Origin of the sequence: Actinosynnema sp. CS-041913 (genome assembly GCF_050942485.1) — a bacterium.
Classification (GTDB): Bacteria; Actinomycetota; Actinomycetes; order Mycobacteriales; family Pseudonocardiaceae; genus Actinosynnema.
Genome location: NZ_CP192037.1, coordinates 5,074,173 through 5,096,125, shown reverse-complemented (window position 1 = coordinate 5,096,125; position 21,953 = coordinate 5,074,173). Strand labels below are relative to the sequence as shown.

The 21,953-nt window shown below is 72.6% G+C and carries 18 protein-coding genes and 1 pseudogene; 14 read left to right on the top strand and 5 right to left on the bottom strand.

Features of this window, described 5'->3' with window-relative positions; all coding sequences use genetic code 11:
* Nucleotides 1-756: a class I SAM-dependent methyltransferase gene (locus tag ACQPZF_RS23435; protein WP_433260169.1), complete on the top strand. Its 756-nt coding sequence runs from the start codon at nucleotides 1-3 to the stop codon at nucleotides 754-756.
* Here the strand turns inward: ACQPZF_RS23435 and ACQPZF_RS23430 are convergent.
* The 3 genes and pseudogenes from ACQPZF_RS23430 to ACQPZF_RS23420 all read right to left on the bottom strand — a co-directional run bounded on the left by ACQPZF_RS23430 (nucleotide 716) and on the right by ACQPZF_RS23420 (nucleotide 2,383).
* Nucleotides 716-1,108, bottom strand: coding sequence for an FAD-dependent oxidoreductase (locus tag ACQPZF_RS23430; RefSeq protein ID WP_433260167.1), 393 nt, complete (start codon nucleotides 1,106-1,108; stop codon nucleotides 716-718). The genes ACQPZF_RS23435 and ACQPZF_RS23430 overlap by 41 nt on opposite strands.
* 1 nt (nucleotide 1,109) lies before the next feature.
* A pseudogene (locus ACQPZF_RS23425) lies at nucleotides 1,110-1,301 on the bottom strand (FAD-binding oxidoreductase); the annotation flags it as partial.
* A 98-nt stretch (nucleotides 1,302-1,399) separates the two neighbouring features.
* A complete protein-coding gene (locus tag ACQPZF_RS23420) occupies nucleotides 1,400-2,383 on the bottom strand; it encodes an alpha/beta hydrolase (protein ID WP_433260165.1) in 984 nt (327 codons plus the stop codon).
* Between the two features lie 129 nt (nucleotides 2,384-2,512).
* Here ACQPZF_RS23420 and ACQPZF_RS23415 point away from each other — a divergent pair, with 129 nt between their 5' ends.
* The 6 genes from ACQPZF_RS23415 (at nucleotide 2,513) to narI (ending at nucleotide 13,211) form a co-directional block, all read left to right on the top strand.
* Complete coding sequence (locus ACQPZF_RS23415; RefSeq protein ID WP_433260163.1) at nucleotides 2,513-4,918, top strand: ATP-binding protein; 2,406 nt, start codon at nucleotides 2,513-2,515, stop codon at nucleotides 4,916-4,918.
* A gap of 220 nt (nucleotides 4,919-5,138) precedes the next feature.
* Nucleotides 5,139-6,365 carry an MFS transporter gene (locus tag ACQPZF_RS23410; RefSeq protein ID WP_433274664.1) on the top strand — a complete coding sequence of 409 codons (1,227 nt, stop codon included), beginning with the start codon at nucleotides 5,139-5,141 and terminating at the stop codon, nucleotides 6,363-6,365.
* A 51-nt stretch (nucleotides 6,366-6,416) separates the two neighbouring features.
* A complete protein-coding gene (locus tag ACQPZF_RS23405; RefSeq protein ID WP_433260161.1) occupies nucleotides 6,417-10,112 on the top strand; it encodes a nitrate reductase subunit alpha in 3,696 nt (1,231 codons plus the stop codon).
* On the top strand, nucleotides 10,112-11,809 hold the full coding sequence (gene narH, locus ACQPZF_RS23400; protein ID WP_433260160.1) for a nitrate reductase subunit beta: 1,698 nt from the start codon (nucleotides 10,112-10,114) through the stop codon (nucleotides 11,807-11,809). The genes ACQPZF_RS23405 and narH overlap by 1 nt, the downstream gene beginning before the upstream one ends.
* On the top strand, nucleotides 11,806-12,447 hold the full coding sequence (gene narJ / locus ACQPZF_RS23395) for a nitrate reductase molybdenum cofactor assembly chaperone (protein ID WP_433260159.1): 642 nt from the start codon (nucleotides 11,806-11,808) through the stop codon (nucleotides 12,445-12,447). The genes narH and narJ overlap by 4 nt, the downstream gene beginning before the upstream one ends.
* Nucleotides 12,444-13,211: a respiratory nitrate reductase subunit gamma gene (narI, locus tag ACQPZF_RS23390; RefSeq protein ID WP_433260158.1), complete on the top strand. Its 768-nt coding sequence runs from the start codon at nucleotides 12,444-12,446 to the stop codon at nucleotides 13,209-13,211. Before narJ ends, narI begins: the two co-directional genes overlap by 4 nt.
* Nucleotides 13,212-13,215: 4 nt before the next feature.
* On the opposite strand, the gene ACQPZF_RS23385 is transcribed toward narI, so the two are convergent.
* Nucleotides 13,216-14,553, bottom strand: coding sequence for an amidase family protein (locus ACQPZF_RS23385; RefSeq protein ID WP_433260157.1), 1,338 nt, complete (start codon nucleotides 14,551-14,553; stop codon nucleotides 13,216-13,218).
* 109 nt (nucleotides 14,554-14,662) lie between these two features.
* On the opposite strand from ACQPZF_RS23385, the gene ACQPZF_RS23380 reads away from it, so the two are divergent.
* Entirely contained in the window at nucleotides 14,663-15,127 is a 465-nt protein-coding gene (locus tag ACQPZF_RS23380) for a DUF6194 family protein (RefSeq protein WP_433260156.1), read from the top strand.
* A gap of 35 nt (nucleotides 15,128-15,162) precedes the next feature.
* Here the strand turns inward: ACQPZF_RS23380 and ACQPZF_RS23375 are convergent, their stop codons facing one another.
* Nucleotides 15,163-16,350 carry an MFS transporter gene (locus ACQPZF_RS23375; protein ID WP_433260155.1) on the bottom strand — a complete coding sequence of 396 codons (1,188 nt, stop codon included), beginning with the start codon at nucleotides 16,348-16,350 and terminating at the stop codon, nucleotides 15,163-15,165.
* 236 nt (nucleotides 16,351-16,586) lie between these two features.
* Between ACQPZF_RS23375 and ACQPZF_RS23370 the strand changes: the two genes are divergently transcribed.
* From ACQPZF_RS23370 to ACQPZF_RS23345, 6 genes are all read left to right on the top strand, one after another.
* Nucleotides 16,587-17,579 carry an aldo/keto reductase gene (locus ACQPZF_RS23370; RefSeq protein WP_433260154.1) on the top strand — a complete coding sequence of 331 codons (993 nt, stop codon included), beginning with the start codon at nucleotides 16,587-16,589 and terminating at the stop codon, nucleotides 17,577-17,579.
* A 245-nt stretch (nucleotides 17,580-17,824) separates the two neighbouring features.
* Complete coding sequence (locus ACQPZF_RS23365) at nucleotides 17,825-18,649, top strand: hypothetical protein (RefSeq protein ID WP_433260153.1); 825 nt, start codon at nucleotides 17,825-17,827, stop codon at nucleotides 18,647-18,649.
* Nucleotides 18,650-18,826: 177 nt separating this feature from the next.
* Entirely contained in the window at nucleotides 18,827-19,156 is a 330-nt protein-coding gene (locus ACQPZF_RS23360) for a TcmI family type II polyketide cyclase (RefSeq protein ID WP_433260152.1), read from the top strand.
* Nucleotides 19,153-20,424: a beta-ketoacyl-[acyl-carrier-protein] synthase family protein gene (locus ACQPZF_RS23355; RefSeq protein ID WP_433260151.1), complete on the top strand. Its 1,272-nt coding sequence runs from the start codon at nucleotides 19,153-19,155 to the stop codon at nucleotides 20,422-20,424. The genes ACQPZF_RS23360 and ACQPZF_RS23355 overlap by 4 nt, the downstream gene beginning before the upstream one ends.
* On the top strand, nucleotides 20,421-21,641 hold the full coding sequence (locus tag ACQPZF_RS23350) for a ketosynthase chain-length factor (RefSeq protein ID WP_433260150.1): 1,221 nt from the start codon (nucleotides 20,421-20,423) through the stop codon (nucleotides 21,639-21,641). Before ACQPZF_RS23355 ends, ACQPZF_RS23350 begins: the two co-directional genes overlap by 4 nt.
* 16 nt (nucleotides 21,642-21,657) lie before the next feature.
* Nucleotides 21,658-21,918 (top strand): phosphopantetheine-binding protein, encoded by a 261-nt coding sequence (locus tag ACQPZF_RS23345; RefSeq protein ID WP_433260149.1) that lies wholly within the window; start codon nucleotides 21,658-21,660, stop codon nucleotides 21,916-21,918.
* The last annotated feature ends 35 nt before the right edge of the window (nucleotides 21,919-21,953 follow it).

The window sequence follows — 21,953 nt, the reverse complement described above, 5'->3', positions numbered from 1 at the left end:
ATGGCGGAATCGGACGGGCAGTACGAGGCGCTCGGCCGGCAGTACGAGCGCACCAGGCACGTTCCCGCCGGACTCGCCGAACGCGCGACGCTGCTCTCCGCGCTGCCGGACCTGCGCGGCCGGTCGGTGCTGGACGTCGCGTGCGGCACGGGTTTCCACGCGCGGCTGTTCCGCACGCTCGGTGCGGGGCGCGTCGTCGGCGTCGACTCGACCGCCGGAATGGTGGCCTACGCCCGGAGGGTGGAGGAACGCGAGCCGGCCGGCATCGAGTACCACCGGCACGACGCGGCGGAGCTGCCGGTGCTGGGCGCGTTCGACATCGTGACAGGGGTCTGGCTGCTCGGGTACGCGGAGGACGTGGCCGGGCTGGACGCCATGGTCGCGAACCTGCGCGCGAACGCGGCTCCCGGCGGCACGGTGGTCGTGCTCGTGCCCAACCCGGAGGTCGACTGGGACGCGATGGCCGACTACGGCCGTTACGGCTACGAAATCCACCGCACCGGCCCACCGGGACTTCGGCAACCCGTCGTCGTGCACGTGCCCGGCAACCCGTCCTTCGAGTTCGGCTCGTACTTCTGGCGTGCCGGGGCGTTCGAGGCGGCGCTGGGGCGCGCGGGCCTTCGTGACGTGACCCGACACCCGACCGTCGTGCCCGATGACGGTCGTGGGGAGAGGTTCTGGGGGGCGTTGCGGCGCAGCCCGAGTTTCGCGGTGTTCAGTTGCCGGAACCCGAAACCGACGACGCTTCCGCGATGATCCCGGCATCCTGGCGGGAAACGTCGGGCACCAGGTTGGGCACCTCGGCCGCCCGTCCCAGCACCGGTAGCCCGTCGGCCGGGATCGGTCGTTCGCCGACGCGCACGCTCTCCACCGTGGCCGCGCCGACGCCCGGGTAGAGCGCGCGGGCCGCGGCGAGCACCGCCCCGACCGCCGCCGGCTCGACGCCGACCTCGCCGCTCGCGGAAACCTGTGCCGCGCCGTCCATCCGCTCGTCGTGCAACAGCAGTCGGCCGGCGCCGTCCGGGCGGAGGCGAGCCGGGCCGGCGCACCACGCCGGCGGCCACGTCCAGCCCGATGACGGCGTCGTCGCGCACCAGTTCGGTGCCACGGGAGACGGCGCTGGACAGCAGGTAGCCGATCAGCCGCACCGGCTCGGTCCAAGCCTCGCGCGGGAAGTACGCGCTCCCGCCCGCCGGGAGCCGGTCGGGGTCGATGTCCGGTACGAGGCGCGCCGGCTCCGCTTGGCTGAGCCACCGCGCCTCGTACCCGTAGTCGAGAACACCTTCGACCTTCCGACTCAGCCGCTCACGCCGTGCCTCGTCGGCCGCCCACTCCAGGTTGCCGCCCTCATCGATGTCGTCCAGTGGGGGATCGGTTCACCGGATGCTCGTCGGACCCGTCAGGGGTGCCGGAGCACGTCCATCATCACCGGGAGTTCACGGCCGAGACCGACCCGCGCGGCGCATTCGATCCAGTGGCCGCAGTCGTACTCGACCATCCAGCTATTGAAGATCCCATTGGCCAGCAGGTGCTGGTGGAACTCGTAGGTCAGCCGGTGCGCCTGCGCCTCCAGCAGGTCGTCGTGCCGGGTGCCCGCGTACAGCACGGTGTGCACCCCGCTGAGGCCGCTCACCCGGTGCCACGGGTTGTTGAAGCCCCACGACGGATCCCACGGAGCGCCGTACGGGCCGTCGAGTGGCAGGCCCTTCTCCGGCAGCGGGGCGGTGACGGCCGTGCGCATCCGCTGGTCCTCCAGGTGGTAGCCGCCGGACATGCCGACCGCCATCCGGAACAGCCACGGGCGGTGCGTCGCGTGCCGGACCGCCACGAAGCCGCCCATCGAGAAGCCCGCGACGGCGCGGCCCTCACGGTCGCGGATGGTGTTGAGGTTCTGGTCGACCCACGGGATCAGCTCGTCCAGGTGGAACCTGTCCCACTGCTGGACGCCCGCCGACTGGTTGACCCAGTTGGTGCCCCAGCCCGCCCAGCCGGCTTCGGCGGCGACGGTGATGATCGGGTACCCGTGCGTGACCGCCTCGATGTTCGCCTCGCGGTGCCACGCGCCCGGACCCTGGGCCCGGCCGTGGTACAGGTAGAGCACGGGGTAGGCGACGTTCGGGTTGTAGTCGGACGGCAGCGTGATGATCACGTCGTGGTAGGTCCACGCGAGGGCGCGGGTGTCCACCGAGTTCGTGTGGATGTTGACCACGTAGGTGCGGGGTGTGGTCTGCATGACGTTGCGCACCTCGATGCCGTGCCCGTCGGAGAAGGCGGGCGGCACCGCGGACGCGGTCGCGGTCGTCGTGGCCGCGCCGGTGACGAGGGTCGCCACCAGGGCGATCACCAGCGTGAGCGCACGACGCCGGGGAACTGGGCGTTTCACAGGATGTTCTCCATGAGGTCGGTCGGCGGGTGTCCGGACGACTCCTGGGAAGACGCGGAAGGCGAACAGCACGAGATCCCCCTACTCCCCAGTAGTCCCGTGTACGGGCAGTAGCGCATCATGTGTGGAGTGTCAGTACCGTCACCGCTGGAGAAGTTCGGAAACTCTGGAAATTCCGTCGGCACCACCGCGGATCTCGGGCGGGCGCTGAAGCACTGGTTACGGCACGGGGCGCGCGGGCCGGTCAAGGTCGCCGCGCTGGCCAAGCGGCTGCGGATCTCGCAGAGCACGCTCTACGCCTACCTGGCGGGGACGACGTTGCCGTCCAGCGAGGCCCTGGACGACCTGCTGGCCGAGCTGGGCGTGCCCGCCGACGAGCACCGGCGCCTGGCGACGGCCCGGGACGCCCTCCAGCGGCCACGGGGATCGGGCGGCCCGCCGCGCAAGGCCCCGCCGGTGCCGGCCGAGCTGCCCGCCGACCCGGTCGGGTTCACCGGTCGCGGTCGGGAACTGGCCGCCCTGGACCGGGCGCGTGCCGAGGCCGTGCCGGGCGGCGTGTCGGGGGCCGTGCCGGAGGCCGCGCCGGGCGGCGTGCCGATCGTGGTGCTCGCCGGCCCGGCGGGCGTGGGCAAGACCGCGTTGGCCGTGCGCTGGGGACACCGGGTCGCGGCCGGGTTCCCGGACGGCTGCCTGTACGCGGACCTGCACGGCTACTCGCCCGTCCAGCCGCACGACCCGGCCGACGTGCTGGCGGGCTTCCTGCGCAGTCTCGGCCTGGACGACCCGGACATCCCCGCCGACACCCACGAGCGGGCCGCCCGGCTGCGCAGCCTGCTGGCCCGCAAGCGGGTGCTGGTCGTGCTGGACAACGCCCTCGACGTCAACCAGGTGCGGCCCCTGCTGCCCGGCGAGCCGCTGTGCTTCGTCCTGGTCACCAGCCGGACCGACCTCGCGGGCCTTCAGGTCCGGCCGGGCGCGCACCGCCTCGACCTGCGCCCGCTGTCCGCCGACGAGGGGATGGACCTGCTGCGGGCGCACGTCGGCGACCAGGTCGACCACTCGCCGGCGGCGGCGCTCGAACTGGCCGGGCGCTGCGGCGGCCTGCCGCTGGCCCTGCGCATCGTGGCCGCCCGCGCCCACGGCCGTCCCGCCCAGCCGCTGGCCGAACTGGTCGCCGACCTGGAGGTCCAGGGTCTCGACCTGCTCGACGTGGGGGATCCCGACACGGCCGTGCGGACGGTGTTCTCCTGGTCGCTGCGGCACCTGGACGACGAGGCCCGCCAGGACTTCCGGTTGCTCGGCGCGCACCCGGCGCACGACATCGGCCTCCCCGCCGCCGCCGCGCTGCTCGGCGCGGACCAGCGGACCGCGGCCCGGCGACTCGACGTCCTCGTCCGCGCGCACCTGATCCAGCGCTCATCCGCGCACCGGTTCGACATGCACGACCTGGTGCGGGCCTACGCCCGTGAACAGGTGACCGACCCCGAGGTGCTGGACGAGGCCCTGGCCCGGCTGGTCGAGCACTTCGCCGGCACCGCCGCGCAGGCGATGGACGCGCTCCACCCCGGCCCGGCGGCGGACTCCCCGCTGCCGGTCCGCGACGCCCGCGAGTGGGTGGACGCCGAGTGGCAGTCCCTGCTGGCGCTGGTCGCGTTCACGGCCCGGCGGGGATGGTCGGCGGCGACGACCAGGCTGGCGGAGACCTTGCAGCGCCACCTCGACCAGGGCGGCCGGCACAGCGACGCCCTGGCGGTCCTCGGTCACGTGCGGGACGCGGCCAGATCCGCCGGCGACCGGTCGGCGGAGGGCGCGGCCCTGTACCACCTGGGCGTGGCGTACCTGCGCCTCGGCCTGCACCAGGACGCGATGCGCCACCACCGCGAGGCGCTCGACATCTGCCGGCGGGCCGGCGACCGTCTCGGCGAGGCGGGTGCGCTGAACAACCTCGGCAACCTCTACGAGCGGCTGGGGCGGTACGGGGAAGCGCTGGAGCACTACCGGGAGGCGCTGGCCCTCGCCGACGACCTCGCGTTCGCCAAGGGACGTGCCGTCGTGCTGACGAACCTGGGCGTCGTCCACACCCGACTGGGCGACCACGACCGGGCCAGGCGCGATCTGGAGGAGGCGCTGACGATCTTCGCGGACCCCGGCGGCACCGCGCGTGCCCTGGGCAACCTCGCGGAGGTGCACCGGCTGGACGGTCGGACCGAGGAGGCGCTCACGCTCTTCGGGAGGGCGCTGGACCTGGCCCGGGACATCGGCGCCCGCGGTATCGAGACGGAGGTGTTGAACAACCTCGGTTCGGCGCACCTGGCGGCCGGCGCGTCCGACGTTGCCCGTGCCCACCACGCTGACGCGCTGTCGGTGGCCAGGGCCGTCGGCGACCGGTACGAGGAGGCCCGTGCGCTGGAGGGGTTGGGGTCCGTGGACGGGGAGGTGGGGCGGTGGCAGGAGGCGCTCGCGATCTACGGCCAACTCGGCCTACCGGACGGCGACCGCGTGCGGGCGCTGCTGGCCGGGGAGGCATCACCGTGAGCCGAGCGCTCCAGTGCGGTGTGACACCGCCCTGACGACCGTGCACCCGGACAGCGACGTTGACCCGTCCGGGTAGGACCGTTGCCCTGTCGTGTCCGAACGCACCACACGCGGAGTGAGCGCCCTCGCCCTCGGGCGATCGCACGAAGTGCGCGGTCGGGCAGGCGGGATGACGATGACCGGGGCACGCGAGCCGGGCTGCGAGGGATCACCGATGGGCATGCGGATATCGCGGCCGTCCACTGAGGACGGTACGGCGACCGGTCGGCGTGGGGTGATGCTGGCGTTGGCCACGGTCGGGTTCGCGGTGAACTTCTGGGCGTGGGCGTTGCTCAGCCCGCTCGGCCCGCTGTTCAAGGACTCGCTCGGGCTGTCCGCCTTCCAGGAGGCCCTGCTGGTCGCGGTGCCGGTGGTGGTCGGTTCGGTGGGGCGGATACCGGTGGGCGCGTTGACCGACCGGTTCGGGGGGCGGGTGATGTTCCCGCTGGTGTCCGCCGTGACGATCGTCCCCGTGCTGTTCCTGGGGCTGGTGGGGCACTCGTCGCTGGTCGCCCTGCTGGTCGGCGGGTTCTTCCTCGGGGTGGGCGGCACCGCGTTCGCGGTCGGGGTGCCGTTCGTCAACGCCTGGTTCCCGCCCGAGCGGCGTGGGTTGGCGATCGGGGTCTTCGGCGCGGGGATGGGCGGCACCGCGGTCAGTGCCCTGACGACGGTGAAGCTGGTGGACGCGAGTGGGCTGGAGACCCCCTTCCTGGTGACCGCCGCGGTGCTCGCGGTGTACGCGGTGGTGTCGGCGCTGGTGCTGCGGGACGCTCCGGGGCGCGCCGTGCCGGACCAGTCGATGGGCCGCCGGCTCGCCGACACCGCCCGGCTGCCGATCACCTGGCAGGCGTCGGCGTTGTACGCGGTGGCCTTCGGCGGGTTCGTCGCGTTCTCCGTGTACCTGCCCGCCTACCTGAAGACCGCCTACGGGCTCACCCAGGCCGACGCGGCGAACCGGATGGCCGGGTTCGTACTGCTCGCGGTACTGATGCGGCCGGTGGGCGGCTGGCTGTCCGACCGGGTCGGCCCCGTGCGGGTGCTGACCACCTGTCTGGCCGTGGTGACCGTGTGCGCGGTGGTGCTGGCGTTCACCCCGCCGCTGGCGCCGCTGGGGACGGTGGCGTTCCTGGCCATGGCCGCCGCGCTCGGCGCGGGCAGCGGGGCGGTGTTCGCGCTGGTCGCGCTGCTCGCCCCGGCGAACAAGGTCGGAGCGGTCACCGGGGTGGTCGGCGCGGCCGGCGGGTTGGGCGGGTTCGTCCCGCCGTTGGTCATGGGCGCGCTGTACGGCGCGTTCTCCTCCTACGCACTCGGGCTGGCCGCGCTCGCCGTGGTCGCCCTGGCCTCCCTCCTGTTCACCTCGACCGCGGTCCGCCGCGCCGTGCACGCCCACTCCGCGACCGGTGAGTGACCTGCGCGGCCACCGGGGACGGAACGACCGATCACCAGAGGAGGCGGCGCCGTGAACACCGATCCGCACGCCCGTGCGGGCCTGGACAACGGGTTGACCGAGGCGCTGGTGCGCACGCGCCGCTTCTTCAGCCGCTCCGAGGTCTCCGCCGACCTGCGCACGCTGCACAAGATCGGCGGACGGCAGGCCGACGAGTTCTACCGGGACCGGTGGAGCCACGACAAGGTGGTGCGTTCCACCCACGGGGTGAACTGCACCGGGTCGTGCTCGTGGAAGGTCTACGTCAAGGACGGGATCATCACCTGGGAGGCCCAGCAGACGGACTACCCCTCGGTGGGCCCCGACCGGCCGGAGTACGAGCCGCGCGGCTGCCCGCGCGGGGCGGCGTTCTCCTGGTACACCTACTCGCCGACGCGGGTGCGCTACCCCTACGTGCGGGGTGTCCTGCTGGAGCTGTACCGGGAGGCCAAGGCCCGCACCGGCGATCCGGTGACGGCCTGGGCGGAGGTCGTGGAGGACGCCGGACGCGCCCGCCGCTACAAGTCCGCGCGTGGCAAGGGCGGGCTGGTGCGCGCGTCGTGGGACGAGGCGACCGAGCTGGTCGCCGCCGCGCACGTGCACACGATCAAGCGCTACGGACCGGACCGGGTGGCCGGGTTCTCCCCGATCCCGGCGATGTCGATGGTCTCGCACGCCTCCGGCGCCCGGTTCGTGTCGTTGCTGGGCGGGGCGATGCTGTCGTTCTACGACTGGTACGCCGACCTGCCGGTGGCCTCGCCGCAGGTGTTCGGCGACCAGACCGACGTGCCCGAGTCCGGTGACTGGTGGGACGCGGGCTACCTGATCATGTGGGGCTCGAACCTGCCGGTCACCCGCACCCCGGACGCGCACTGGATGGCCGAGGCCCGCTACCGCGGCCAGAAGGTGGTCGCGGTGGCGCCGGACTACGCCGACAACGTCAAGTTCGCCGACGAGTGGCTGCCCGCCCGGCCCGGCACGGACGGCGCGCTGGCCATGGCGATGGGCCACGTGATCCTGCGCGAGTTCTTCGTGGACCGGCCCGCGCCCTACTTCGTCGACTACGTCAAGCGCTACACCGATCTACCGTTCCTGGTCCGGCTCGACCGGCACGGCGACGCCTGCCGGCCGGGGAAGTTCCTCACCGCCGCCGACCTGGAGCGGCCCGCGGGCGAGGAGCACCCGGCGTTCAAGACCGTCCTGCTCGACTCGGCCACCGGCGACCCCGTGGTGCCCGGCGGCTCGCTCGGCTTCCGCTACGGGGAGCAGGGCGCGGGCCGGTGGAACCTCGACCTCGGCGACGTCGACCCGCTGCTGTCGGTGTCGGGCGGCGACTCGGCGGTCGTGGAACTGCCGCGCTTCGACGCCCCGGACGGCGCGCCGGCCGTGGTGCGGCGCGGGGTTCCGGTGCGGCGGGTCGGCGGGCACCTGGTCACGACGGTGTTCGACCTGCTGCTCGCGCAGTACGGCGTGCACCGCGACGGGTTGCCCGGGGTGTGGCCCACCGGCTACGACGACGCCGAACAGTTGTGCACGCCCGCCTGGCAGGAGGCCATCACCGGTGTGCCCGCGCGGGCGGCGGCGCGGATCGCGCGGGAGTTCGCGGCCAACGCCGAGGAATCGCGCGGCCGGTCCATGATCATCATGGGGGCGGGGGCCAACCACTGGTTCCACTCCGACACGATCTACCGGGCGTTCCTGGCGCTGACCACGCTCACCGGCTGCCAGGGCGTCAACGGCGGCGGGTGGGCGCACTACGTCGGGCAGGAGAAGTGCCGCCCGATCACCGGCTGGTCGCAACTCGCCTTCGGGCTGGACTGGGCGCGCCCGCCGCGCCAGATGATCCAGACCGCGTACTGGTACCTGCACACCGACCAGTTCCGCTACGACCGGTTCGGCGCGGACACCCTCGCCTCCGCCACGGCCGGCGGGCGACTGGCGGGCCGGACCACCGCCGACGTGATCGCCCAGTCCGCGCGGATGGGGTGGATGCCCTCGTACCCGACCTTCGACCGCAACCCGCTGGACCTGGCCGACGACGCCGAGCGGGCCGGTGTCCCGGTGGGCGCGCACGTGGTGTCCGAGCTGACCGCCGGGCGGCTGCGGTTCGCCTGCGAGGACCCCGACTCGCCGGCGAACTTCCCGCGCGTGCTCAGCGTCTGGCGGGCCAACCTGCTCGGGTCGTCCGGCAAGGGCAACGAGTACTTCCTCAAGCACCTGCTGGGCGCCGACCACTCGCTGCGCGCGCACGAGACCCCGCCGGGCGGGGCCCGGCCGAAGGACGTGGTGTGGCACGACGAGGCGCCGGTCGGCAAGCTGGACCTGTTGCTGTCGCTGGACTTCCGGATGACCAGCACCACGATCTTCTCCGATGTCGTGCTCCCCGCCGCGACCTGGTACGAGAAGCACGACCTGAACACCACCGACATGCACCCGTTCGTGCACTCGTTCAACCCGGCGATCGCGCCGCCCTGGCAGACCCGCACCGACTGGGCGGCCTTCCTGGCCGTCGCCGAGGCCTTCGACCGGCTCGCCGCCGGCCACCTCGGGACGCGCAAGGACGTCGTGGCCACCCCGCTGATGCACGACACCCCCGACGAACTGGCCACCCCGCACGGCGTGGTGCGGGACTGGAAGGCCGGCGAGTGCGACCCGGTTCCCGGCGTCACCATGCCGAGGCTCACGGTCGTGGAGCGCGACTACACCGCGATCGCGGCGAAGATGGGCGCGCTCGGCCCGCTGGCCGACTCGCTCGGCGCGACCACCAAGGGCGTCACCTTCCGGGTGGAGCGCGAAGTGGACCACCTGCGGCACCAGAACGGCGCCATCCGCGGCGGCCCGGCCGACGGCCGCCCGTCGCTGGTCCGGGACGTGCACGCGTGCGAGGCGATCCTCGCGCTGTCCGGCACCACCAACGGGCACCTGGCCACGCAGGGCTTCCGCACCCTCGAACAGCGGACCGGCACCCCGCTGGCGGACCTGGCCGCCGAGCACGAGGGCAAGCGGATCACCTTCGCCGACACCCGGTCCGCGCCGGTGCCGGTGATCACCTCGCCGGAGTGGTCCGGCTCGGAGACCGGCGGCCGGCGCTACTCGCCGTTCACCATCAACGTCGAGCGCCGCAAGCCCTGGCACACCCTCACCGGCCGCCAGCACTTCTTCCTCGACCACGACTGGATGGCCGAGTTCGGCGAGCAGTTGCCGGTGTTCCGGCCACCGCTGGACATGCACGCCCTGTTCGACGAACCCCGCGTCGGCGAGCAGGGCGCGCTGGGCATCACCGTCCGGTACCTCACCCCGCACAGCAAGTGGTCCATCCACTCCGAGTACCAGGACAACCTCTTCATGCTCAGCCTGTCCCGCGGCGGGCCGACCCTCTGGATGTCCAAGGAGGACGCCGTGAAGATCGGCGTGGCGGACAACGACTGGATCGAGGCGGTCAACCGCAACGGCGTCGTCGTCGCCCGCGCCGTCGTCTCCCACCGCATGCCCGAGGGCACCGTCTACCTGCACCACGCCCAGGACCGCCTGATCGACGTCCCCCGCGCGGAGACCTCCGGCAAGCGCGGCGGCATCCACAACTCCCTGACCCGGTTGATGATCAAACCGTCGCACCTGATCGGTGGCTACGCCCAGCTTTCCTTCGCCTTCAACTACCTCGGCCCTACCGGCAACCAGCGCGACGAAGTGACCGTCATCCGCCGCCGCGGCCAGGAGGTGCAGTACTGATGAGGGTCATGGCGCAGATGGCCATGGTGATGAACCTCGACAAGTGCATCGGCTGCCACACCTGCTCGGTGACCTGCAAGCAGGCGTGGACCAACCGCTCGGGCGTGGAGTACGTCTGGTTCAACAACGTCGAGACCCGGCCGGGGCAGGGGTACCCGCGCACCTACGAGGACCAGGAGCGCTGGCGCGGCGGCTGGACGCTGAACAGGCGCGGCCGGCTCAAGCTCAAGGGCGGCGGGCGGCTGCGCAAGCTGCTCACCATCTTCAGCAACCCCAAGCTGCCCGGTCTCGACGACTACTACGAGCCCTGGACCTACGACTACGACAACCTGACCAACGCGCCGCTGCAGGAGCACACCCCGGTCGCCCGGCCGAGATCGCTGATCAGCGGCGAGCCCACCAGGATCACCTGGTCGGCCAACTGGGACGACAACCTCGGCGGCGCGCCCGACCACGGCGACCAGGACCCGATGCTCAAGGGCATCGCCGACAAGGTGAAGTTCGAGTTCGAGCGGACCTTCATGTTCTACCTGCCCCGCATCTGCGAGCACTGCCTCAACCCGTCCTGCGCCGCCTCCTGCCCGTCCGGCGCGATCTACAAGCGCAGCGAGGACGGCATCGTCCTGGTCGACCAGGACCGCTGCCGGGGCTGGCGGATGTGCGTCACGGGCTGCCCGTACAAGAAGGTCTACTTCAACCACCGCACCGGCAAGGCCGAGAAGTGCACGTTCTGCTTCCCCCGCGTCGAGGTCGGCATCCCGACCGTGTGCGCGGAGACCTGCGTGGGCCGGCTGCGCTACATCGGCCTGGTCCTCTACGACGCGGACAAGGTCCTGGAAGCGGCCTCGACACCGGACGACCAGGACCTCTACGAGGCGCAGCGGCAGGTGTTCCTGGACCCGGCGGACCCCGTCGTGGCCCGCGAGGCCGAGCGCGCGGGCATCCCGGCCGACTGGATCGAGGCGGCGCGGCGCTCGCCGGTCCACGCGCTGATCACCACGTACAAGGTGGCGCTGCCGCTGCACCCGGAGTACCGCACCATGCCGATGGTCTGGTACATCCCGCCGCTGTCGCCGGTGGTCGACGTCGTCCGCGACACCGGCCACGACGCCGAGGACCACGGCAACCTGTTCGCCGCGATCGAGGCGTTGCGCATCCCGGTCGAGTACCTCGCGCGGCTGTTCACCGCGGGCGACGTCGAGCCGGTGAACGCGGTGCTGCGCCGGCTGGCCGCGATGCGCTGTTACATGCGGGACATCAACCTCGGCCGGGAACCCCGCGAGCAGATCGCCGGGCAGGTCGGCATGACCGGCGAGCAGGTCTACGACATGTACCGGCTGCTCGCGCTGGCGAAGTACGACGAGCGCTACGTCATCCCGCCCGCCCACGCCGAACAGGCCCACGGCCTGGAGGAACTGGCCACCGAGTGCAGCCTGGACTACGAGGGCGGCCCCGGCATGGGCGGCTCCGGTCCGTTCGGGGAGAACTCCGGCGGCGCGTCGCCGATCGCCGTGGAGAACTTCCGCATGCTGCGCGACCGGCAGACCTCCGACACCACGGCCGCGCCGATGGACAAGGGCAGCCGGGTCAACCTGCTCAACTGGGACGGCAAAGGCCGTCCGGAAGGCCTGTTCCCGCCGCCGGCGCACCGACCGGGCGGCGGCGATCCGGCCGGTGAGGTGGAGCCGAAGCCATGACGCTCACCGAGGTCCGACGCGCGACCGCGTGGCAGGTCCAGTCGCTGGCGATGGGATACCCCGACGAGCAACTGGTGGCCCGGCTGCCGCTGCTGCGGGCCGCGACCCGGACCCTGCCGGCGCCGCTCGCCGTGCCGCTCGACAGGTTCCTGGACCACGTGGCGGCCACGCCGCTGACCGTCCTCGCCGCGGACTACGTGGCGACCTTCGACCACCGCAAGCGGTTCAGCCCCTACCTGACCTACTTCGCCTACGGGGACACCCGCAAGCGCGGCATGGCCCTGCTGCGGTTCAAGCACGCCTACCGCGCCGCCGGACTGGAACTGGACGACAGCGAACTGCCCGATCACCTGGCGGTCGTGCTGGAGTTCGCCGCCACCGGCGACCCGGTGGTGGGACACCGGCTGATGACCGAGCACCGCGCGGGACTGGAGCTGATCCGCCTGGGGCTGCGGGACGCCGGCTCGCCGTGGGCGGACGTCCTGGAGTCGGTGTCGGCGACGCTGCCGCCGCTGGGCAGGCGGGAGCACGAGGCGGTGGCCCGGCTCGCGGCCGAAGGGCCGCCCGAGGAGGACGTCGGCCTGGCCCCGTTCGCCCCGCCCGAGTACATGCCGCAACCGCGAGGGGACCGCCGATGACCGCGCTCGTCGCCCAGGACGCCGGGACTCCGTCACCGGGCACGCTGGACATCCTGCTGTGGGTCGTCGTTCCGTACGTGGCGATCGCGGTGTTCGTCGTCGGCCACTTCTGGCGCTACCGCTACGACAAGTTCGGCTGGACCACCCGCTCCTCGCAGCTCTACGAGAACCGGCTGCTGCGCCTGGGCAGCCCGCTGTTCCACTTCGGCATCCTGCTCGTCGTGCTCGGGCACGTCGGCGGCCTGCTGGTGCCCAAGTCGTGGACGGAGGCCGCGGGCATCGGCGACACCGCCTACCACGTGACCGCCGTCGTGCTCGGTGTGCCGGCCGGCGCCTGCACCCTGGTCGGCGCGGCGATCCTGGTCTACCGCCGCCGCACCGTCGGCCCGGTGTTCTCCGCGACCACCCGCAACGACAAGGTCATGTATGTGCTGCTGGTCGGCACCATCCTGCTCGGCCTGGGCACCACCGTGCTGGGCAACCTCACCGACCACCCCCACGACTACCGCGAGACGGTCTCCCCGTGGTTCCGGTCCGTCTTCACCTTCCAGCCCGAACCGGCCCTGATGGCCGCCGCGCCGATCGGGTTCCGGCTGCACGCGCTGGCCGCGTGGGCGTTGTTCGCCTTCTGGCCCTTCAGCCGCCTGGTGCACGTGTTCTCGATGCCGCTGGGCTACCTCACCCGCCCCTACATCGTCTACCGCAGCCGCGACACCGACCTGGGCAGCCGCGCGCCCCGACGCGGGTGGGAACGCGTGCGCTGACCGTTCACCGCGACCGTTCGCGGGCCTGGGCGGCGAGCGCGGCCTGCATCGTGTCCGCGATGCGCAGCAGGCGGGAGTCGCTGAAGGCGTGCGTCTCCAGGCACAGGCCGATCGGGAGCCCGGCACTGGTGACGCCCGCGGGCAGCGACAGCATCGGCAGGCCGGCGACGGTGCCGGGACTGACGTTGCGCGTGACGGTCGGGAAGGTCGGCGCCCTGCGGCCGTTGAGGAGGATCACGTCGTCCTCGCCGAGCAGGGGCGGCGGCACCGGCGAGGTCGGGCTCAGGACGACGTCCACCCGCGTGAAGAGTTCGGCGTAGGTGCGCCGCAGCCGCCACCGCGCGGCCCTCGCGTCCTCGTACGCCTCGGCGGGCAGCGGGGACGAGTGGATCGCCTCGATCAGGGCGCGCACGTCGGGCGAGGCGATGTGCCGCGGCCAGTGCTCCGCGGGCGACCCGACGCGGCGGGCCAGCAGGTGCGGCGCTTCGAAGAACACCAGGTCGTTGCCCGACTCGGCGGCCACCGCGAGGTCGTCGTCCGGGTCCACCTCGACCAGGAGCGCCCCCGCTCGCTCCAGAGTGGACAGTGCGGTGCGGACGACTGCCGCCACTTCGGGGTCCAGGTCCTGGAAACGGCTGCGGGGCAGGCCGACGCGCAGGCCGGCGAGGGCGACGGGAGGCGTGTGGTCCGCCGGTTCGCCGGTGATCACCTCGTCCACGGTCCGCACGTCGCGCACCGTGCGGGCGTGGATGCCGATGGTGTCGCGGCTGGTGGAGAGGTTGACCACGCCGTCGCCCGGGTACCGGCCGGTGGACGGGCGGAACCCGACCACACCGCAGAAGGACGCGGGGATGGTGACGGAACCGCCGGTGTCGGTGCCGAGCGCGAACGGCACGACGCCGAGCGCGACGCCGACCGCGCTGCCGCCGCTCGACCCGCCGGCCGAGCGGGACGGGTCCGCGGGATTGCGCACCGGCCCGAAGGCCTTGTTGTTGCTGGTGATCCCGAAAGCGAGTTCGTGCAGGTTGGTCTTGCCGACGACGACCGCCCCGGCGTCCTCCAGGGCGCTCACCGCACTGGCGTCGACCGCGGCGGGTGAGTCGCCGAGCAGTCGGCTGCCCGCCGTGGTCGCGAGCCCCCGGACGTCGATGTTGTCCTTGACGGAGAACGGGATGCCCGCCAGCACGCCTGCGCCGGACGGGGTGTCGCGGGCGAAACTGATCCAGTCGCCGTGCACCGAGGCGCGGGCCTGGTCGACGGTGTCGGACAGCCGACGGGCGCGCTCGGCCGGATCGAGGTCCTGCCATTCGGCCAGCGACAGCGGGGAGAGTTCCTCGGCCATGTCCGTCCTTCCCGCCACCTGTCGCGACCGCTGTTTGAGGGTTGTCGGGCACTGTACCGGCTGCTTCGCGCTCAACCTTCAAAAGGAGGTTCAATGAGAAACTTGAAGCATGGATTCCAGTGAGGTGACCCGGCGCATCCGCGAGGCGTTCGAGGGGGTTACCGCCCCCGAGGCGAACGGCGACACGTTCTTCCTCTACGACCCGGACGGCGACCTCCCGCCGGAACGTCAGATGCCGTTCGCGACCATCGTGACCGGCGACCACTACGACACCGTCTCCCGCCTCGACGGGCCGGACGCGTACCGGTTGAACATCGGGCTGACGAAAGCCGGCTACACCGCCCACTTCGGAGCCGTGCCCACCGAACGCGACGAGAACGGCGTGTACGACACCGGGTTCGACTACGCGGCGCGGGACGTGCTGATGCCGCACCCGACCTACGCGGCGCAGCACTGGGTCTGCGTCGTCTCGCCCGGCAGTGCGACGTTCGAGGCGCTGCGGCCCCTGCTCGCCGAGGCCTACGAGTTCTCGGTGCGCAAGCACGTCAATCACGGCCGGCGCGCCAAGGCCTGAACACCGTCAGGCGGTCGGACGAGAGCCGGCCGTGCTCACGGACGACGGCCGGGCAGCAGGCGAGCGCCTGCCAGCAGCACGCAGACGAGCGCGCTGAGCCCGCCGGCGACCACGAACATCCCCCCGAGCCCGATGGCGTCGACCACGGGCTGGGCGACGAGCGGAGAGGAGAACTGGGCGAGGAACAGTGCCGAGGTCATCAGGCCGAGTGCCCTGGTCCGCACGCCGGGCGTGGCGGCGGCGGCCAGCCAGCCGTTGAGCGTCGGGTTCTGGAGGCCGATGCCCACGCCGACCACGAGCATCCCGAGGGTCACCATCCAGAGCGAGCCGGCCAAGCCGACCACGACCAGTCCCGCGGCGTAGGAGAGGAAGACGCAGACGCCGAGCACGCGGTGGTCCCACCGGGCGCGCAGCCGCCGGAAGTTCAGGCCCACCAGGGTGGTCACCAGGTTGACCGCCGCGATGAGCGCCCCGGTCACGACCGGGTTCTCCGCGCCGATCTCGGCCAGCCAGAACGGCGCCTGGGTCGGCACCACGTAGAACACCAGGATGCCGAGGAACATCAGGGCGTAGAGGCCGAGCAGCCGCGGGCTCCACGGTGACGTGCCGCGGCCGTCCTCCGCGGCCGTCCGGCTCACGGTGACCTCGGGGACGTGCCGCAGGACCAAGGCCAGCAGCGGCAGGGCCAGCACGTAGACCGCGAACGCACCCCGCCAGCTCAACGCGGCCAGCAACCCGCCCAACAGCAGCGAGACCACACCGCCGAACCCCATCGCCGCACCCTGCAGACCCAGCACCCGGCCGTGCTCGCCGGCCGGGTAATGGTCGGCCAGCAGGGCGGTGGTGGTGACCATGATGCCCGCGATGCCGACACCGAGCAGCGCCCGACCGGCGAGCAGCGCGGGCAACCAGTCCAGCACCAGGCCCGAGCAGCCGCCGACGGCGTAGAGCACCAGGCCGGCGGTCAGCACGCGGACCCGTCCCACCCGGCTGCCGAGCCAGGCGAGCAGCGGCGCCGTGAGCATGATCGTCAAACCGGGCATGGTGAGCACCAGGCGCACCAGCAGATCGGCGTTCGGCACGGCGGCGAAGTGCTGTTCCATGCCCGGGAGCGCCGGCATGATCGTCGCGCCGGCCATGATGGTCATCGTGCTGGCCCCGAGCAGGGTGGCGAGCATCGCGCCCGATGGTCGCCGCGCGGTCGCGGCCGTCGTCCCATTCATGATCGCGATGGTAGGACCTCGACCATGATCCAGGTCCGCAATCGCGCCGGCCGCCGGGCACTCGGCACACCGCCCGGCCGTGACCGCAAAAATCGTTGTGCGCCAAGCGGTTGGCGAGTGCGGCCGGTCGTGGCCGGTGCACTTCGGGCACCCGAAGCCAAACCCCGCGCCCCACCGGGTGCGGCGGCGGTCGCGCCGGCCCGGCGGGGGTCGGGCCGGGAGTAGGGTGCGGGCACATGGAGTACACCCGCCTCGGCCGCAGTGGCCTCTCCGTGTCCCGGCTCGTGCTCGGCACGATGAACTTCGGGCCGGAGACATCCGAGGACGACAGCCACGCGATCATGGACCGTGCGCACGGGCACGGCATCAACTTCTTCGACACCGCCGACGTGTACGGCGGGACCAAGGGGCGAGGTGTCACCGAGGAGATCATCGGCCGGTGGTTCGCCACGGGTGGTGGACGGCGCGAGAAGACCGTGCTGGCCACCAAGGCGTACCTGCCGATGGGTGACTGGCCCAACGAGAGCAGGCTGTCCGCGCTGCACATCCGGCGCGCGTGCGACGCGTCGCTCAAGCGGCTGCGGACCGACCACATCGACCTGTACCAACTGCACCACGTCGACCGGGACACGCCGTGGGAGGAGATCTGGGAGGCGCTCGGCATCCTCCGCCAGCAGGGGAAGGTCCTCTACTTCGGCTCGTCCAACTTCGCCGGCTGGCACCTCGCGCAGGCGCAGGAGGCGGCGCGGTCGCGGCACTTCCTCGGCCTGGTCAGCGAGCAGTCGTTCTACAACCTGATGACCCGCTGGATCGAGCTGGAGGTGCTGCCCGCCGCCCGGCACTACGGGGTGGGCGTGATCCCGTGGTCGCCGCTGTACGGGGGCGTGCTCGGCGGCGTGCTGCGCAAGCAGCGCGAGGGCGGCGCTTCCCGGGGCAACTCGGCGCGGTCGGTCGACGTGCTCGCGAAGCGGGGCGACGCCGTCGAGGCGTACGAGAAGCTGTGCGCCGACATCGGCGAGGACCCGGCGCACGTCGCGCTGGCGTGGCTGCTGGCGCAGGACGGCGTGACGGGGCCGATCATCGGGCCGCGCACGGTCGACCAGCTCGACGGGGCGCAGCGCGCGCTGGCGATCACGCTGGACGGCGGCACGCTGGCGAAGCTGGACGAGCTGTTCCCGCCGCCCGCGCCGAACGGGGCCAAGCCCGCTCCCGAGGCCTACGCCTGGTGAACCCGTCCCGCCGTGACCCGATCTGACCTGGATTTGACCTCCGCCGGCCACGGAGCTGACCTTCGCCGGGGAATTCTGACGTTCACCTGGAAATGTGCGAAGACAGCGGGCACAACCCGGTCGATTCTGATCTGCCGTTGACGTCGGAACCCTTGACGGCGGGGTTCGGTTCCGAAGAACATTGTTGTCAGGATCCGGTGCTTTGTAGCCGAAACTTCGGGCACGCGGGAAACTGGGGGACGACGATGGAACCGCTGGTGCTCGACGGGGAATTGTGTGCCGGCGCGGGCTGCCGAGGCGGCGGGCGCCCACGGACGGCGGACGGCAGGAAGCTGTGCGCGGCCTGCGGTGGCCGCCTCGCGGAAGGGCTCCGGGAACTGCCGCGGCTGCACGCGGACTGCGGGGTGGCGCTCGGCGCCGGCGCGGCCGGCGGCCTGCGGGAGAAGACCACCGGCGGGGCGCTGCCGGGGCTGGTGCTGAACGGCCGCGCGGCCGAGGCGAGGACGGGGATCGTCACCACCCTCGCCTCGTGGAGCGGACTGGTCGCGGAGGAGCGCCGGCGGCGGGCTCCCGTCCGGGAGGTCGGCGCGCTGGCCGACTTCCTGCTGGCCAACCTCACCTGGCTGACGTGCCACCCGGCGGCGGCCGACCTGAGCGCGGAGGTGTCGCGGACGGTCCGGACCGCACGTCGCGCGGCCTACCCGGACCCCGTCAAGCAGGTCGTCGTCGGGCCGTGCGTGACGCCGGCGTGTGACGGCGTGCTCACCGCGACCGTGCGGGGCGGCGAGGGCGCGCGGGTGCGGTGCGGCGCGGACCCGGGGCACACGTGGGACGGTCCGGAGTGGATCCTGCTGCGCCGGGAGATGCGCCGGTCGGCCTCCACCGAGGAGCGCTGGCTCACGGCGGCGGACATCGCCGCGTTGTGGAGCACGCCGACCGGGACGGTCTACCGGCTCGCCGGCGAGCAGGGGTGGCGGCGCGTCACCAGGTCGGGCCGCACCTACTACGCGGAGAACGACGTGCACGGCTGTTTCAGCCGCCGCAAGGCGCGGGTGTCGCGGGGGAAGTGAGCCCCGTTCCGGCGGCTCCGCTCCTGATCGTTCCCGGATCGACCGGTATTCCCCTTTGCGCGCACATCACCGATCGCCGGGTTCCGGCGCGGTAATTCCCCACTGATCGCCGATCGCCGGATTCCGGCGTCGTAATCCGCGCGGTCGGCGGACCGAAACACTTCGGAGGACAAACGCATGCACAGCACGTTGATCGTGGCCCGGATGGAACCCGGCGCGAACGACGATGTGGCCGGCCTGTTCAAGGACTTCGACGCCACCACGATGCCGCACCTGATGGGCACCCGGCGGCGGCAGCTCTTCCACTACCGGGGCCTGTACTTCCACCTCCAGGACTTCGACCGGGACAACGGCGGGGAGCTGATCGAGCAGGCGCGGACGGACCCGCGCTTCGTGCGGATCAGCGAGGACCTGAAGCCGTTCGTCCAGGCCTACGACCCGAAGACCTGGCGGTCGCCGGCCGATGCCATGGCGACCCGCTTCTACTCGTGGGAGGCCTCGTCGTGAGTAGCCGCCGAGTGGTCGTCACCGGCTTGGAGGTGCTGGCGCCCGGCGGCGTCGGCGCGGACGCGTTCTGGGCGCTGCTGAGCGAGGGCCGCACGGCGACGCGGGGAATCACCTTCTTCGACGCCGCGCCGTTCCGCTCCCGGGTGGCGGCCGAGATCGACTTCGACCCGGAGGCGCACGGGCTGAGCCCGCAGGAGGTGCGGCGGATGGACCGGGCCGCCCAGTTCGCCGTGGTCGCCGCCCGTGGCGCGCTCGCCGACAGCGGCATCGACCTGGCGGCGCACGGCCCGCACCGCACCGGCGTCACGGTCGGCACCGCGGTCGGCGCGACGATGGGGCTCGACCAGGAGTACCGGGTCGTCAGCGACGGCGGGCGGCTGGACCTCGTCGACCACCGGTACGCGGTCCGGCACCTCTACGACTACCTCGTGCCGAGTTCGTTCGCGGCCGAGGTCGCCTGGGCCGTGGACGCGCAGGGGCCGAACGCGGTGGTGTCGACGGGGTGCACGTCGGGCATCGACGCGGTGGGCCACGCGGTCGAGCTGATCCGCGAGGGATCGGCCGACGTGATGGTCGCGGGGGCCACCGACGCGCCGATCTCGCCGATCACCATGGCGTGCTTCGACGCGATCAAGGCGACCACCCCGCGGCACGACGACCCGGAACGGGCCTCCCGCCCGTTCGACGGCACCCGCAACGGGTTCGTCCTCGGCGAGGGATCGGCCTTCTTCGTCCTCGAAGAGCTGGACAGCGCCCGCCGGCGGGGCGCCCGGATCCACGCGGAGATCGCCGGGTACGCGACGCGCAGCAACGCCTACCACATGACCGGCCTGCGCCCCGACGGGCTGGAGATGGCCGAGGCGATCCGCGTCGCGCTCGACGAGGCGCGCCTGGACCCGAGCGCGATCGACTACGTCAACGCGCACGGCTCGGGCACCAAGCAGAACGACCGGCACGAGACCGCCGCGTTCAAGAAGAGCCTGGGCGGGCACGCCTACGCCACGCCGGTCAGCTCCATCAAGTCCATGGTCGGCCACTCCCTCGGCGCCATCGGCTCCATCGAGATCGCCGCGTCGATCCTCGCGATGACGCACCACGTGGTGCCGCCCACCGCCAACCTGCGCACGCCGGACCCCGAGTGCGACCTCGACTACGTGCCGGTCACCGCCCGCGAGCACACCACGGACGCCGTGCTCACCGTGGGCAGCGGCTTCGGCGGGTTCCAGAGCGCCATGGTGCTGGCCCGGCCGGAGAGGAGCGCCGCATGAGCGGCTCGGTGGTGGTGAGCGGGCTGGGCGTGGTCGCGCCCACCGGGCTCGGTGCGCGGAGCCACTGGCAGGCGACCCGGATCGGCAAGAGCGGCATCGGGCGGCTGGCCCGGTTCGACCCCGCGCGGTACCCGTCCCGGCTGGCCGGAGAGATCCACGACTTCACCGCCGAGGACCACCTGCCGAACCGGCTGCTGCCGCAGACCGACCGGATGACCCGGCTCGCGCTGGTAGCCGCGGACTGGGCCCTCGCCGACGCCGGGGTGCGGCCGGACGAACTGCCCGCGTTCGACATGGGCGTGGTCACCGCCAGCGCCGCGGGCGGGTTCGAGTTCGGCCAGCACGAGCTGCGCAAGCTGTGGAGCCAGGGCAGCGAGTACGTGAGCGCCTACCAGTCGTTCGCCTGGTTCTACGCGGTCAACAGCGGCCAGATCTCCATCCGCCACGGCATGAGGGGGCCCAGCGGTGTCGTCGTCAGCGACCAGGCGGGCGGCCTGGACGCGGTCGCCCAGGCCCGCCGCCAGATCCGGAAGGGCACGCCGCTGGTCGTGTCCGGCGGCGTCGACGCCTCCCTGTGCCCTTGGGGGTGGGTGGCCCAGATGGCCGGCGGCCGGTTGAGCACCTGCGACGACCCGGCGGGCGCCTACCTGCCGTTCGACCGCCGGGCCGCCGGGCACGTGCCGGGCGAGGGCGGCGCGATCGTCGTCCTGGAGCAGGCGGACTCGGCCCGTGCCCGTGGCGCGAGGGTCTACGGCGAGATCGCCGGCTACGGCGCGACCTTCGACCCCCGGCCGGACAGCGGGCGTCCACCCGTGCTGTGCGAGGCGATCGGACTCGCGCTGGCCGACGCCGGTGCGGACGCGCGCGACGTGGACGTGGTCTTCGCCGACGGCGCGGCGGTCCCGGAGCTGGACCTGGTCGAGGCCGAGGCGCTGACCGCGGTCTTCGGGCGGCGGGGTGTCCCGGTCACCGTGCCCAAGACGATGACCGGCCGCCTGTACTCCGGCGCCGCGGCGCTCGACCTGGCGACGGTCCTGCTCGCCATGGAGGAGGGCCTGATCCCGCCCTCCGTGCACACCGAGCCGGCCGAGGAGTACGGCCTGGACCTGGTGGGCCAGCCGCGCACCGCCCAGGTGCGCACGGCGCTGGTGCTGGCCCGCGGCCACGGGGGCTTCAACTCCGCGATGGTCGTCCGATCCGCCGACCGACTCCGCTGAACGGGAAGGAAACACCATGGCAGGCAAGGAATTCACGCTCGACGACCTCCGGCGCGTGCTGCGCGAGGCGGCCGGGGCCGACGAGTCCGTCGACCTCGACGGGGACATCCTCGACACCGGGTTCGAGGCGCTGAACTACGAGTCGCTCGCCCTGCTCGAAACGTGCAGCCACATCGAGCGGGAGTACGGCGTCTCGCTGGACGACGCGCTGGACGCCGACCACACCCCGCGTTCGCTGATCGATCTCGTCAACGCCCGCCTGTCCGCCGCTGTCTGACCGGCCGACCGGACCGGGCCGGCTTGGAGGTGACC

Coding starts and splice junctions, on each gene's coding strand:
- ACQPZF_RS23435 (WP_433260169.1), top strand. CDS start 1: ATGGCGGAATCGGACGGGCAGTACGAGGCGCTCGGCCGGCAGTACGAG.
- ACQPZF_RS23410 (WP_433274664.1), top strand. CDS start 5,139: ATGCGGATATCGCGGCCGTCCACTGAGGACGGTACGGCGACCGGTCGG.
- narH (WP_433260160.1), top strand. CDS start 10,112: ATGAGGGTCATGGCGCAGATGGCCATGGTGATGAACCTCGACAAGTGC.
- narJ (WP_433260159.1), top strand. CDS start 11,806: ATGACGCTCACCGAGGTCCGACGCGCGACCGCGTGGCAGGTCCAGTCG.
- narI (WP_433260158.1), top strand. CDS start 12,444: ATGACCGCGCTCGTCGCCCAGGACGCCGGGACTCCGTCACCGGGCACG.
- ACQPZF_RS23385 (WP_433260157.1), bottom strand. CDS start 14,553: ATGGCCGAGGAACTCTCCCCGCTGTCGCTGGCCGAATGGCAGGACCTC.
- ACQPZF_RS23380 (WP_433260156.1), top strand. CDS start 14,663: ATGGATTCCAGTGAGGTGACCCGGCGCATCCGCGAGGCGTTCGAGGGG.
- ACQPZF_RS23375 (WP_433260155.1), bottom strand. CDS start 16,350: ATGAATGGGACGACGGCCGCGACCGCGCGGCGACCATCGGGCGCGATG.
- ACQPZF_RS23370 (WP_433260154.1), top strand. CDS start 16,587: ATGGAGTACACCCGCCTCGGCCGCAGTGGCCTCTCCGTGTCCCGGCTC.
- ACQPZF_RS23365 (WP_433260153.1), top strand. CDS start 17,825: ATGGAACCGCTGGTGCTCGACGGGGAATTGTGTGCCGGCGCGGGCTGC.
- ACQPZF_RS23360 (WP_433260152.1), top strand. CDS start 18,827: ATGCACAGCACGTTGATCGTGGCCCGGATGGAACCCGGCGCGAACGAC.
- ACQPZF_RS23350 (WP_433260150.1), top strand. CDS start 20,421: ATGAGCGGCTCGGTGGTGGTGAGCGGGCTGGGCGTGGTCGCGCCCACC.
- ACQPZF_RS23345 (WP_433260149.1), top strand. CDS start 21,658: ATGGCAGGCAAGGAATTCACGCTCGACGACCTCCGGCGCGTGCTGCGC.